Source organism: Veillonella sp. Ser01 (assembly GCF_053850375.1).
The window spans coordinates 375,049-389,070 of record NZ_JBSPUA010000001.1 but is presented as its reverse complement, the minus strand read 5'-3'; the positions used below and the strand labels follow the sequence as shown (position 1 = coordinate 389,070).

The 14,022-nt window shown below is 36.3% G+C and carries 15 protein-coding genes; 1 reads left to right on the top strand and 14 read right to left on the bottom strand.

The features are described from left to right. Nucleotides 1–5: 5 nt before the first annotated feature. Both ACWTVK_RS01820 and ACWTVK_RS01815 read right to left on the bottom strand, forming a co-directional pair. Nucleotides 6–503, bottom strand: coding sequence for a UvrB/UvrC motif-containing protein (locus ACWTVK_RS01820; RefSeq protein ID WP_456045757.1), 498 nt, complete (start codon nt 501–503; stop codon nt 6–8). 48 nt (nt 504–551) lie between these two features. Continuing rightward, a complete protein-coding gene (locus tag ACWTVK_RS01815; RefSeq protein WP_456045756.1) occupies nt 552–1,031 on the bottom strand; it encodes a CtsR family transcriptional regulator in 480 nt (159 codons plus the stop codon). A 214-nt stretch (nt 1,032–1,245) separates the two neighbouring features. Between ACWTVK_RS01815 and ACWTVK_RS01810 the strand changes: the two genes are divergently transcribed. Continuing rightward, nucleotides 1,246–1,752 carry an S-adenosylmethionine decarboxylase family protein gene (locus ACWTVK_RS01810; protein ID WP_005386379.1) on the top strand — a complete coding sequence of 169 codons (507 nt, stop codon included), beginning with the start codon at nt 1,246–1,248 and terminating at the stop codon, nt 1,750–1,752. Between the two features lie 108 nt (nt 1,753–1,860). On the opposite strand, the gene ACWTVK_RS01805 is transcribed toward ACWTVK_RS01810, so the two are convergent. The 12 genes from ACWTVK_RS01805 to ACWTVK_RS01750 form a co-directional block, all read right to left on the bottom strand. After that, nucleotides 1,861–2,544, bottom strand: a complete 684-nt coding sequence (locus ACWTVK_RS01805) for an HAD hydrolase-like protein (protein WP_105093854.1) — start codon at nt 2,542–2,544, stop codon at nt 1,861–1,863. A gap of 1 nt (nt 2,545) precedes the next feature. Then, nucleotides 2,546–2,971 (bottom strand): Fe-S cluster assembly sulfur transfer protein SufU, encoded by a 426-nt coding sequence (gene sufU, locus ACWTVK_RS01800; protein ID WP_024066921.1) that lies wholly within the window; start codon nt 2,969–2,971, stop codon nt 2,546–2,548. Between the two features lie 14 nt (nt 2,972–2,985). Then, entirely contained in the window at nt 2,986–4,215 is a 1,230-nt protein-coding gene (locus tag ACWTVK_RS01795) for a SufS family cysteine desulfurase (protein WP_060924276.1), read from the bottom strand. Between the two features lie 12 nt (nt 4,216–4,227). After that, nucleotides 4,228–5,274 (bottom strand): SufB/SufD family protein, encoded by a 1,047-nt coding sequence (locus ACWTVK_RS01790; RefSeq protein ID WP_456045755.1) that lies wholly within the window; start codon nt 5,272–5,274, stop codon nt 4,228–4,230. Between the two features lie 9 nt (nt 5,275–5,283). Next, nucleotides 5,284–6,693 (bottom strand): Fe-S cluster assembly protein SufB, encoded by a 1,410-nt coding sequence (gene sufB, locus ACWTVK_RS01785; RefSeq protein ID WP_060924274.1) that lies wholly within the window; start codon nt 6,691–6,693, stop codon nt 5,284–5,286. A gap of 8 nt (nt 6,694–6,701) precedes the next feature. Further along, nucleotides 6,702–7,445 (bottom strand): Fe-S cluster assembly ATPase SufC, encoded by a 744-nt coding sequence (gene sufC / locus ACWTVK_RS01780; RefSeq protein ID WP_308522117.1) that lies wholly within the window; start codon nt 7,443–7,445, stop codon nt 6,702–6,704. A gap of 296 nt (nt 7,446–7,741) precedes the next feature. Further along, nucleotides 7,742–8,998 (bottom strand): diaminopimelate decarboxylase family protein, encoded by a 1,257-nt coding sequence (locus tag ACWTVK_RS01775; protein WP_456045754.1) that lies wholly within the window; start codon nt 8,996–8,998, stop codon nt 7,742–7,744. A gap of 58 nt (nt 8,999–9,056) precedes the next feature. Further along, nucleotides 9,057–9,473, bottom strand: coding sequence for a DoxX family protein (locus ACWTVK_RS01770; protein ID WP_456045752.1), 417 nt, complete (start codon nt 9,471–9,473; stop codon nt 9,057–9,059). Nucleotides 9,474–9,844: 371 nt separating this feature from the next. Next, entirely contained in the window at nt 9,845–11,470 is a 1,626-nt protein-coding gene (gene groL / locus ACWTVK_RS01765) for a chaperonin GroEL (protein WP_024066582.1), read from the bottom strand. Nucleotides 11,471–11,581: 111 nt separating this feature from the next. Next, nucleotides 11,582–11,863, bottom strand: coding sequence for a co-chaperone GroES (gene groES, locus ACWTVK_RS01760; RefSeq protein ID WP_004696047.1), 282 nt, complete (start codon nt 11,861–11,863; stop codon nt 11,582–11,584). Nucleotides 11,864–12,064: 201 nt separating this feature from the next. Continuing rightward, nucleotides 12,065–12,631: an ANTAR domain-containing response regulator gene (locus ACWTVK_RS01755; RefSeq protein ID WP_105089276.1), complete on the bottom strand. Its 567-nt coding sequence runs from the start codon at nt 12,629–12,631 to the stop codon at nt 12,065–12,067. Beyond that, nucleotides 12,632–14,020, bottom strand: coding sequence for a sensor histidine kinase (locus ACWTVK_RS01750; RefSeq protein WP_456045751.1), 1,389 nt, complete (start codon nt 14,018–14,020; stop codon nt 12,632–12,634). Nucleotides 14,021–14,022: the final 2 nt, after the last annotated feature.

The window sequence follows — 14,022 nt, the reverse complement described above, 5'->3', positions numbered from 1 at the left end:
ACCTCCTACTCTTTATCTCTACCAATGATGGCTTCCAATTCTTTAATTTTGTCCCTTAAAATAGCTGCATCTTCAAATTTCTCTGCTTGAATTGCCGTCTCTAATTGATTACGCAATTGTTTAACTTCATACTTAGCTTTAAACACATTATTACCATGACTAGGAACTGACCCTTCATATTCAGAACTACCTTGCAAACGTTGTAATAACGGTTTTATTTCACTAGCAAAGGTTTCATAGCATGTATCACAACCAAACTTGCCTACCCGATTAAACTCATCATAGGTAATACCACATTGAGGACACCGTTTAGATTGATGAGATTTTAATAAATTATCAGGATAGACCATATTTTTAAAGAAATCATTAGTAAAAAAGCTATCATCCCACATATCATTCATAAAGGAACTATAGGGAGATAATTTTCCCTCTTGTTGTAGTGCTGTAGCACAAGTATTGCATAAATGTTCTTCCGTCTTCTGATTATTTACAATATTTGTCATATGGATAGTAGCTTCATTTTTATGGCAATGATCACATATCACTGATCATCACTCCTTCCGTAGTGTATCCACCATTGTTGCGTATAGCTCACGAATTGCATCATTACGATGTTCAATATCGGTATTCTCAATCAATGTAGCAAAAGAATTATGCATTAATTGAGCCTCACGACGAGTAATTTTTTCTGCTTGTAGTAATTGAAATAATGATTGGTCTACATCTTTTATATCAATTAAACGATCCATTGTATTTTGACCTTCATAAATACGATAGGTTGTTACAGCTGGTAGAGAATCAGAACTTTCTGGATTTAATTTTGTGATTCGAATATATCCACCTAGGCCACGTCTTGATTCCACATCAAACCCACGCTCATTGGAAAAACGCGTACTTAGAACATAACTAATTTGTGATGGTGCGCAATCTAATTCATCAGCTAATTCGTTACGCTTTAAAATTAATTTCTCTTGTTCTTCACGCATACGATCCAATATAAACTTTTCTATTTTATCAGCTATCATACTCATAAAAAACACCTCTTTAACATTTTATTTAATATATATTTTGACTATTTGCTTTTTACATATATCTATTATATTTGACTTTTTGACTTTAGTCAATATAAAGGTCAAATTTCTATACTATACATTTGACCTTTTAATACATCCCCCTATAATTGGACTTAATCTTAAATTATAGGTATAATAAATGAGATATATTTTTATGAAAGAAGGTGTTGTTATGGCAGAAGCATTAGGACAAGAACTGTTAATTGATTTATATTCCTGCGATGAAGATGCAATCTCATCCGCTACAGCTGTACAAGAAAGTGTAGCAACCGCATTTGATTTAGCTGATCTTGATGTTGATGAAATCAGTTGTCAAGTTATGGACGAGGAGATCGCCCTTCTATCTGTTGCACCAGGCTTTCACTTTACATTGCACACGTATCCTGCGCTAGGTTATGTGGCTGTTGATTTGTATTCTTTTGAGCAATCCCTACCGCTCACATTAATTATGAAAGCGTTGCGTAAATCTTTCAGAGCAGAAAAGGTAAAAGCAACAAGTGTACAACGTGGCGACTTTGGTAACGAACGCGATATGAAGCCACGTCGTAAAACAAAGATTACTACACTTGGTCGTGTTTCTCGTACACGTATTCAACTCAAACAAACAGGCGGCAAATTGAAAAAACAAAGTGCTAAGGTTATCAAAACATTAGCTAAAAAAAGCGGCCTAAAAAAATAGTACAAAGGACTAACCTTATTGGTTAGTCCTTTTATTAGATAGATACAGAAAGGCTAGAGGAAATCCCTCTAGCCTTTTTAAGGTTAATATTTTATTTATAATAGCTGCTTATCTACGAACCATCATTTCTTCAAGATCGAGAACATCAGCAATTTCATCAACATCATCACAGATGTATTCTGCATCGGCTTCTTTTAGTTCAGCTTCTGTACCATAACCATAAGTAACGCCGATAGAAATACAACCAAGTTCGTTAGCTGCCTCTACATCATACTTGCGATCGCCTACCATAAAGGCCAAACGACGACCATTTTCATCAGTTAAAGGATTGCCGCAAAGTTTAAGAGCTTTTTCGAGAATCTCTTTTTTATGTAATAAACCACTTTCATAATTAGCCCCCACAATTACATCAAAGTAAGGTGTTAATTCAAAGTGATCTAAAATATCCTTAGCATAATGCTCAGGCTTTGCAGTAGCAACGGCAATAGTATATTGTTCTGTTTTGCATTTAGCCAACAAGTCTACAATATTCGGATACACTTGATTTTCAAATTTACCGATTGTACCATATCGTTCGCGGAATTTAAAGTACGTTTCTTCCGCTTGCTCAAAGGTCATGCCACAATGCTCTTGAAAAGCATCTACTAATGGTGGTCCTAAAAATAATTGCAATGTTTCTTCATCAGGAACATCATAGCCAAAATGTTCCAATGCAAATTTAATACTTTTAAGAATACCTTCTTGAGAATCTGTTAAAGTTCCATCTAAATCAAATAATATTGTTTTCTTCATATTATTTCTTTAAAGCCTCTTTTAATGTATGCCATGCAAGAACCGCACACTTAACACGTGCTGGCATGTTAGAAATATTTTGCAATGCCATAGCATCTTCTAATTCTTCTAACTCATTTTCATCGGTAATTTCTTTTTTGATCATACCTAAGAAAATTTCTACCAAACGAAGAGCTTCCTCAACAGATTTCCCCTTAATAATATCAATCATCATAGATGCAGATGCTTGGCTAATAGCACAGCCAGAGCCTGTATAAGCAGCATCTTTAATTATGCCATCTTCCACATTGAGTTGTAACGTTAGATCATCACCGCAACTTGGGTTATGGCCATGCTCAGAATTTGTAAAATGAGCTAATTCATGTTTATTACGCTTATCTTGGTTATGCTCCAAAATAAGTTCCGTATATAATTGATCCATTTCCATTGATGGTAAATCTCCTAATCTTTAAAACCCATTACTGAACGAACAGTCTTCAATACTTCTAGGAATGCATCTAAATCTTCCTTACGAGTATATAAGTACATGCTTAGACGAGTAGATGCAGATACATTGTAGAATGCACCTAATGGTTGTGCACAATGGTGTCCAGAACGAACACAAATGCCTTTAGAGTCCAAAATTGTAGCTACATCATGAGGATGTACATCATCTACAGTGAACGCGATTACACCATGTTTTTCCTTAGGATTTTGGGAGCCAATCACGTGAACATGTGGCAATGCAACAATTTTAGGAAGAATATATGCTACTAGTTCCTCCTCATAAGCCTCAATAGCATCCATGCCAAAAGATTCTAAATAATCAATTGCCGCATGCAAGGAAACGGCACCATCAGCATTTGGTGTACCTGCTTCGAACTTATATGGAAGCTCATTGAATGTAGCAGTTTGTTCTTTTACATATTCAATCATATCCCCGCCCAATAGGAAAGGTGGCATAGCCTCTAATAACTCACGTTTACCATAAAGTACACCAATACCTTGAGATGCACACATTTTATGACCAGAGAATACGAAGAAATCACAATCTAATTCTTGGACATCAATTTTTTTATGAGGTGTAGATTGAGCACCATCGAGAACTACTACAGCACCTACGGAATGCGCTTTTTCAGTTAATTCCTTTACAGGGAATTCCATACCAAGCACGTTACTAACATGAGCAAAGGCTACAATTTTAGTGTTCTCATCAATTTTATTGATTTCACCATCTTTTAAATGCCCATGTTCATCAAGGTACATATATTCTAAGGTTGCCCCTGTTTGTTCTGCTACATATTGCCATGTTACAAGATTGGCATGATGTTCCGCAACAGTAATGACAATCTTGTCACCTTTCTTCACATTATGAAGACCATAGCTATGAGCAATCAAGTTCATAGATTCTGTACTATTACGTGTAAATACAACTTCTTCACGTTCACGAGCATTGATAAATTCAACTACCCGATCACGTGCATTTTCATAGTCTTCAGACGCTTCAATAGCTAAAATATGAGAGCCACGATGTGGATTACCATTACGTTGTGTCATATGTTCCACAACACGATCAATTACGGATTGTGGAATTTGTGCAGTAGCACCGCTATCTAAATAGATAACGCGGTGCCCATTATGCTCTTTATGTAGTATAGGAAAGTCTTTGTATGCTTCTGCAATTGGTCTCATAAAAACGCCTCTTTAAATTTTATTACGTACAGCTGCTAACGCTGCTTCTTCAACCGTTTCATCACCAATGCGATCAATAATAGGTCGAATCATAGATTCTACAATGATATGTTTTGCTTCTACTTCACTAAAGCCACGGCTCATGATATAGAACAATTTATTATGATCAATTTGGCCTGCACTCGCTGCATGATTACCCACTACATTATCTTCTTTACACAATAATAGAGGTAAAGAAACAGATTTTACAGTTGGATCTAACAATAAGCAAGTATCTTCTTCCGCACCTTCAGAAGCTGTTGCACCATGAAGGAAATCAAGAGTACCACGGAAAGATTTTTTAGAATTGCCACTAAGAGCACCTAATGTATGAATATCACTGAAGGATTTTTTACCACCATGACTCATAACCATGGAGATATCAAATTTTTGCTCTTTGTTGCCAAGATAAGCAATATCATGAACCATACGAGATTCTTGACCAACTAAATCATGATAGTAGTTCAAAATATTTTCGCTACCACCAAGTTCAATATTGATGTATTCTACATCTGCTTTATCTTCCAATTTTGTATAACGATGTTCGATATGTTGTACATGTTCAGGTAAAAGATTTACCTTTTTAACTACAACTTTACCGCCTTCTTTTACATCGTATTCATTTAGATAGCTAACATTTGTTAAAGCTTCCCCAGAACCAGTTACATAGAATTGTACCTCTAGCTCTGCCCCTTCACCAACGATGAATTGAAAACGGTTAGCTACGCGTGCATTAGCATCAATGCGGATGCCTACAACTTCCTTTGCCTTAGCAGGAACATTGATAGCATAACCTTCTGCATTATCTACCAACGCTTGAACAGCATCCTTATTAGCACCTTCATATTTAACATCTAACAGTGCTGTTCCTGTAGGCAATGGTGAAAGTATATTTTGATTCGCTTCTACAGCGATGGATTGTACAGATGTATCTTCTCCAGCTAGAGAGCTTACAGTATGGTTAACACGCAACCATCTGAATGTCGGTCTAGGGAGTTCATTAAATAGTAATTCGCTCATAATTCCTCCTTAACCGATAGAACCTTCTAATTCAAGATTGATTAGATTGTTCATTTCTACAGCATACTCAAGTGGTAATTCTTTGGAGATTGGCTCAACGAAACCACGAACGAGCATTGCACGAGCTTCTTCTTCGCTAATACCACGTGTCATGAGATAGAAAATCGCTTCATCTGAAATACGACCGATTTTAGCTTCATGACCTAAATCCACATTATCGTTTTCTACGATAATAGCTGGAATTGTATCAGATTGAGACTCTGCATCAAGCATCAAGGATTCACAAGATACAGTCGCTTTGGAATGTTCTGCTTTAGGGCCAATTTTCAAAAGACCACGATAAATAGCAGCACCACCGGATTTGGAAATAGATTTAGAGTTTACATTACTAGTTGTATAAGGAGCATTATGAACTACCTTACAACCAGTATCAAGGAATTGTCCTTCGCCAGCAAATGTTACACCTGTGAATTCAGCATGTGCACCTTCACCATTAAGGATACTCATTGGATATAAGCAAGATACTTTAGAACCGAAGGAACCAGATACCCACTCAATAGTACCACCTTTACCAACTACACAACGTTTTGTGTTAAGGTTGTACATGTTTTTGGACCAGTTTTCAATTGTAGAATAACGCAATGTAGCATTATCCTTTACAAACAATTCAACGGCACCGGCATGAAGGTTAGATACGTCATATTTAGGAGCAGAACAACCTTCGATGAAGTGCAATTTAGCCCCTTCTTCTACGATGATCATAGTATGCTCAAACTGACCAGCACCTGGTGCATTCAAGCGGAAATAGGATTGCAATGGAATCTCTACTTGTACGCCTGCTGGAACATATACGAAGGAACCACCAGACCAAACGGCACCATGAAGAGCAGCCCATTTATGATCTGTAGGTGGAATCAATGTCATCCAGTATTTTTTTACGATTTCTTCATGCTCATGAAGTGCAGTTTCGATATCAGTATAGATAACGCCTTGTTTAACAAGATCTTCTTGGATACTGTGATATACAACTTCAGAGTCATATTGAGCACCAACACCTGCAAGAGATGTTTTTTCCGCTTCTGGAATACCTAAGCGGTCAAAAGTACTTTTAATTTCTTCTGGAACTTCGTCCCAGTTTTCTTTCATATCTACTTTTGGCTTAACATAAGTATGGATATTTGCCATATCTAAGCCAGAAATATCAGGAATCCAATTTGGAATACCCATGCGATTATAGATTTCTAAAGATTTCAAACGGAAGTCAAGCATCCATTCAGGTTCATTTTTATTAGACCAAATTTCACGGATAATATCTTCTGTTAAACCAGCATCAGAAATATAAGAATATTCAAAGTCATTCTTAATATCGTAGACACCACGGTCCATATCCGCGACTTGGGTTTTCTTTCTTTCTTCCATTGTGCCTCCTATGCTAATGCTTTGTATGCGTCGTAACCTTTTTCTTCGATTTCACGTACAAGAGAAGCATCACCAGTTTTAACGATCTTACCATTGATCAATATATGAACGAAATCAGGTTTTAATTTTTGCAAGATTTGGTTGTGGTGAGTGATGATCAATACAGCATTTTCTTCGTTGTGGAAACGTTGTACACCTTCAGATACGATACGAACCGCATCTACGTCAAGGCCGGAGTCTGTTTCATCAAGAATAGCCAATTTAGGATTTAAAATGGACATTTGAAGAATTTCATTTTTCTTGCGTTCACCACCGGAGAACCCTTCATTTACATAACGTTGTGCATAAGATACATCGAAGGATAATTCATCCATTTTTTCTTTCAATTCTTTTTTGAAAGATAAAGCACGTACATTTTCACCAGTAATTGTAGATTTCGCAGTACGGATGAAGTTTTCTACTGTAATGCCAGGAATAGAAATTGGATTTTGGAAGGACATAAAAATACCTGCTTTCGCACGATCATTTACTGCATCTTCCGTAATATCTTTACCATCAAAAACAATAGAGCCGCTATCTACAGTATATGTAGTGTTACCCATAATAGCATTGGCAAGTGTAGATTTACCTGCACCATTTGTCCCCATTACAACATGGATTTCACCTTTATTAATTGTTAAGTTGATACCTTTTAAGATTTGTTTACCTTCAACGGATACCTTTAAATCTTTTATCTGAAGTAATTCAGCCAAAATGTTCACTCCTTCTCATAATGTATGTATTAATAAGAAACATACAAGCATTATATGTAAAACGTATATATTGACACATATAAAAAGGCGGTACGCACTAACGTGAATACCGCCGTAATTCTCGCCAACTTAGCAAGTATGTGCATAACAATCTATAATCATTATACATTCTTATCTAAATGATAGCAAGATATTCCTACTAAAATATACAGGAATTAAAAGAATATCATATATTACATATATTGATAGGTTTTTATTAATATTCATTCTCATCCTATTCGATTCTCAATATTAAATTATAGGTTAGAGAAATCGAGGGTGCCAAACAAATCATCATATGTTTCAGCACGACGAATTTGTGTAACAGAACCGTCTTTATGTAATAACAACTCAGCAGAGCGCAATTTACCATTATAGTTGAAGCCCATGGAGTGACCATGCGCACCAGCATCATGAATGATGATACGATCACCAATATCGATTTTTGGCAACTCACGTTGAATAGCAAATTTATCATTGTTTTCACATAAAGAACCAGTTACATCGTACACGTGATCCTTAGGTGCATTTTCTTTACCCATTACAGTAATATGGTGGTAAGAACCATATAATGCTGGTCGCATAAGGTTTGCCATACAGGAATCTAAACCGATGTAGTGACGGTAAATATCCTTTTTGTGAATTGCTGTAGAAACTAAGTAACCAAATGGACCTGTAACCATACGGCCACATTCATAAGCCAATGCTACATCACCAAGGCCATTAGCTACTAGAATTCTATTATAGGCCTCTTCTACACCTTTACTAAGTGCATTGAAATCTACAGGTGTTTGTTCTGGTTTATAAGCAACACCTACACCACCACCAAGGTCGATAAACTCAACATTGATGCCTAGTTCATTTTTAATATCTACTGCTAGATTGAAGCAAAGTTCAGCAGTACCAACTAAGCCATCAATATCAAGCTCGTTAGATACAACCATTGTATGGATACCAAAGTGTTTTACACCTTTAGCTTGCAATTGTTTATAAGCTTCAAGAATCTGTTCACGTGTCATACCATATTTAGCTTCTTCAGGAAGGCCGATAATTGTATTGCCCCCTTCTTTTAAGGAGCCTGGGTTATAACGTACGCAGAATGTATCAGGCAAAGAACCATGATTTTTTTCCAAATATTCAATATGAGTAATATCATCAAGGTTGATGATAGCACCTAATTCAAGTGCTTTTTTATATTCCACATATGGTGTGTCATTAGATGTGAACATAATATCATGACCTGTAATGCCCACTTTTTCACATAGCATTAACTCTGCTAAGGAAGAACAATCGGCACCTACACCAAGCTTTTGTAATACACGCATAATATATGGATTAGGAGTTGCTTTTACAGCAAAATATTGTTTGAACTCTTTATTCCAAGAAAATGCATTGATGAATGCTTTCATATTTTCAATGATACCTTCTTCATCATAAATATGAAATGGTGTTGGGTATTGGGCAATAATATTTTCCAATTGTTCAGCTGTAAACGGAACTGTTTTTGTATTCATAATAACCTCGCTATACAAATAAAAGACCCATCAAACGATGAGTCTATTATCCTAATTATTATTTAAATAAAGCTTTATCAAGGCTATAGCGGCCTGCGCCACCGAAGAACAACATAAGAGCACCGAAGCCCATTTGAGATGGGTAATCCCAACTAAAGAAACTACCGTTAATACTCAAAGTTGTTGCCATAGCTAATGTACCGATGAGCATAAGAGATCCAATTCTAGTGAATAGGCCTAAAACAATAAGGATACCACCAATCATTTCAGCACAAGATGCCATAGTACCTAATATTTCATACCCACCAGGTACGCCTAATGGAGCCAACATAGCTCCAACTTTATAAAGGCCTTCAGAACCACTTAACCATTTTAGATAACCATGATAAAACATGGAAATACCAAGTGCCAAACGGTAAATTAAGAGGCCAAAATTAACATAATTAGGTTTACTTTTAAAAATAAAGCTTAACATAGTAATCCTTCTTTCAAATCAAAATAAAAATCGAAATAATTCGATATCGTTATTATAGAGGAGAAAAACTACCATGTCAAACTAGACTCAATATTAAATTCTATAGAATTATAACATATGTTGTATACAAAATCAATTTTATCGATTTGATAAACCTCACATACTATTCTGATTCAAATATTTAATCGTCAAGAATACTCATATACTATCTATACTATTAGTAGTATCTATAATATTTGTACCATATATATTGTAAACTAACAGGAATAATCTTCTTAAATACAAAAATAATCCTAATGAAAAAGTGAACATATAGTTCCCAATTCATTAGGATTATTCTAAATCTTATAGATTATGCGCTAAGCAGTTGATTACATCATACCGCCCATGCCACCCATTGGAGGCATTGCAGGTGCTGCAGCATTTTCTTCTACTTTATCAGCTACGATTGTTTCAGTAGTCAATACAAGAGATGCAATAGATGCAGCATTTTGAAGTGCAGAACGTGTTACTTTAGCAGGGTCCACAATACCAGCTTTAACCATGTCGATATATTCTTCAGTCAATGCGTTGAAACCAACACCAGCTTCCGTATTTTTAACTTTTTCTACTACAACGGAACCTTCAAGACCAGCATTGTAAGCGATTTGACGAAGTGGTTCTTCTACTGCACGTTTTACAAGGTTGATACCAGTTTGAACGTCGCCAGTTTCTTCCAATGTGTTCAATGCAGGGATGATATCTATAAATGTAGTTCCACCACCAGCTACGATACCTTCTTCAACAGCAGCACGAGTTGCGTTCAATGCGTCTTCGATACGAAGTTTTTTATCTTTCATTTCAACTTCTGTAGCAGCACCTACTTCGATAACTGCAACACCACCGGATAATTTTGCAAGACGTTCTTGTAATTTTTCACGGTCGAATTCGGAAGTTGTTTCTTCTACTTGTGCACGGATTTGGCTTACACGTTTAGCAATTACGTCTTTATCGCCTACACCATCGATGATTGTAGTTTCATCTTTAGTGATGCGAACTTGACGAGCTGTACCAAGATCTGTAAGTTCTACAGAATCAAGTTTGCGGCCCATATCTTCTGTAATTACAGTACCACCAGTCAAAATAGCAATATCTTCAAGCATAGCTTTACGACGGTCACCGAAGCCAGGAGCTTTTACAGCTACAGCTTTGAAAGTACCACGCAAGCGGTTCACTACCAATGTAGCCAAAGCTTCACCTTCTACATCTTCAGCGATGATAAGAAGTTCTTTACCTACTTTTACCACTTTTTCAAGTGTTGGCAACATATCAGCGATAGCACTAATTTTACGGTCAGTAATCAAGATGTATGGATTATCCATTACAGCTTCCATACGGTCAGGATCAGTTACCATGTATGGGGAAATGTAACCACGGTCAAATTGCATACCTTCTACTACGTTTAATGCAGTTTGCAAGCCTTTGGATTCTTCTACAGTGATAACGCCGTCGTTACCTACTTTTTCCATAGCTTCAGCAATTAAGCCACCGATTTCTTCGTCTGCAGCGGATACACTTGCAACTTGAGCGATTTCAGCTTTACCAGAAACTTTAATAGAACGTTTTTTAATTTCTTCAACCAAAGTTTTAACTGCTGTTTCAATACCTTTTTTCAAGATCATTGGGTTAGCACCAGCTGCTACGTTGCGCATACCTTCTTGGATCATAGCTTGTGCCAATACTGTTGCAGTAGTAGTACCATCACCTGCTACGTCGTTAGTTTTAGTAGCAACTTCTTTAACTAATTGAGCGCCCATGTTTTCAAATGGATCTGGAAGTTCGATATCACGAGCAATAGTTACACCATCATTTGTGATTGTTGGGGAACCGAATTTTTTATCCAATACAACATTACGACCTTTTGGTCCCAATGTAACTTTTACAGCGTTTGCCAATTGATCAACGCCACGACCTAAAGCGCGACGAGCTTCTTCATTAAACAAGATTTCTTTTGCCATATGTATTACCTCCTAGATAATAACAGTATCTAATGTAAGGGAATGTATATGCCCGTAGGCAGTATAGAATGTATCAATAGTATGTTTAGCCCTATACAGATATATTAGCTATTATAATACTGCTAAGATATCGCGTTCGCTAATGATCAAATGAGTAGCGCCATCGATTTCTAATTCGCTACCAGCATATTTTGCGAACATAACAGTATCGCCAACTTTAACTTCTGGAGCTACACGTTGACCATTGTCATAAACTTTACCAGCACCTACAGCTACTACTACGCCTTCTTGAGGTTTTTCTTTTGCTGTATCAGGAAGGAAAATACCACTTTTAGTTTTTTCTTCTTTTGCTTCTAAACGGATAAGAACGCGGTCAGCTAATGGTTTTAACATATGATGTCACTCCTTATTTACTAGTTATTATTTACAATTCATTAGCACTCTAAGTAGTCGAGTGCTAATCACATGTATTATTATAACCTATGTCAAAATAAATGCAAGTAGAAATTTTGATTTTTTGACTTTTTAGTTTTTATTTGATGTTAGACACAAAAAAACTAGTATAAGCTTTGATTCTTATACTAGTCTTTATATCTATTTTGAAACTTGATTAATTAATGCTTTACAGATATTAACAATACTATCTCGTTTCTTCATACTTAGGGCGCGAATACGATTATAGGCTTCCTCTTCTGATATAGAGTATAGCTCCATCAATATACCAGTCCCCTTTTGAATGATTTTACGATCCTCTAATGATTGTTCTAATTCAGCCATTTTTTCGCGTAACTCAGCATCACTATGATAACGCCCTAATGCCATTTCTAAGGTTGGAACCAATTGTTCTTCACGAACAGGCTTAATTAAATATCCATATACGCCAGATTCTCTAGCCTTATTTATTAAATCTTGTTGACTATAACTGGTTAACAACACAACAGGTGCTTCATGGTGAAAGCCAATTTGACGTGCTGCTTCGATGCCATCTAATTCTGGCATTTTTACATCCATTAAAACAATATCAGGTTTATATTCTTTGCAAAGCTTGATGGCTTCAACACCATTAGTCCCTTCTGCCACAACTTCATGACCACAGGATTCAATAATATCGCGTAGATCCATACGTATAAGGGATTCATCATCCACTATTAAAACGCGCATTTACTTCTCCTTCTTCATATGTATTGTCACTAGAACACCGGTATCAGTATTTTTAACAGATAGACGCCCTTTTAACTCATGGGTAACTAAATTATTAATGATAGTTAATCCTAAACGCTTATTCGAGTTAATAGAGAAATCTTGAGGTAACCCTTTTCCCGTATCAGAAAAATCTAATACAATATATTCCTCTAATTCCGAAACAGCTAGACGAATCTCCCCTGCTTTACCATCTAAACCATGTTCAAGGCTATTAGTAATTAATTCATTAGTTATGAGGGATACATAACTTGCCATATGAGAGGAAATCAATATATCTTCTCCACTATAGGTAAAGGTAACCTCTTGGTCTTGTCTGATCATACTCATGCGCAACAAACGACATAACTCGTCATAGATTGATCGGATACCAATATAATCCTCATCATAATGGGACACAATATCGTGAACCAAAGCCATACTTTCAATACGATTGATTCCCTCTTGTAAGGCTTGTTTAACTTCTGGCAGGCTAGAACGTCTTGCTTCCATACGTAGTAATCCCGCTACAGTTTGTAAATTGTTTTTTACACGGTGATGAACCTCTTTGATAATAGAATTCTTTACTAGCAATTCTTGTTGCTGCTTACTTTCACGGGTACAATCGTGAAGCACGAGGAAACAACGTGTTTCATTGCGTCCCATCGCAATAGGAATCATATGCTGACGAATTACCATATCTTGATAAATTTCTTCACTAGTGTATATCGTTCTATCATCCAACACTTGTTGTATGGCGGAAATTTTTAAGGTACTGCTATAAATTGATGACCCTACTAGTCGTCGATCAAAGCCTAGTAAATCTACTAATTGTATAGCCGACTCATTACCATAGAGAATTCTATGAGAATCATCGAAGATGATTAAACCATCAAAATAAGAAATTGGCTCATACGATTGTATTTGCTCATCTGTAGCAGTTAGCATAAGCCGTTGCATCGTATCAGATAAGATATATTCTTGTTCATATTGATTTTTTTTAATAGATGGAGATACTGTAAAAGCTATCCCCCCAATAATACGACCACCATTATCGACAACAGGAAAAACATGTTGTCGTTGATCATGCTCTCCCCCAATAAGAGGTTGACCATTTTCCATCATAGAATGCCACGTATTATTTCCTTTTATTTGTCGAGTAATAACACCTTGCTCGGTCCGTTCAATGCATAGCATATCTGAACGTTGCTGCATATCACCTTGTGGTTTTTCTAGAAGAGGCGTAAAAATCTGTATCCTTTGACGGGTCAATGACTCGCCAAAGGATATAAGTTTACTAATATGCTCTAGTAATGAGGTTTGTAAGGGACCTAATGGTGTTGTATTTAAAATATCTTGACCAATATCCACAA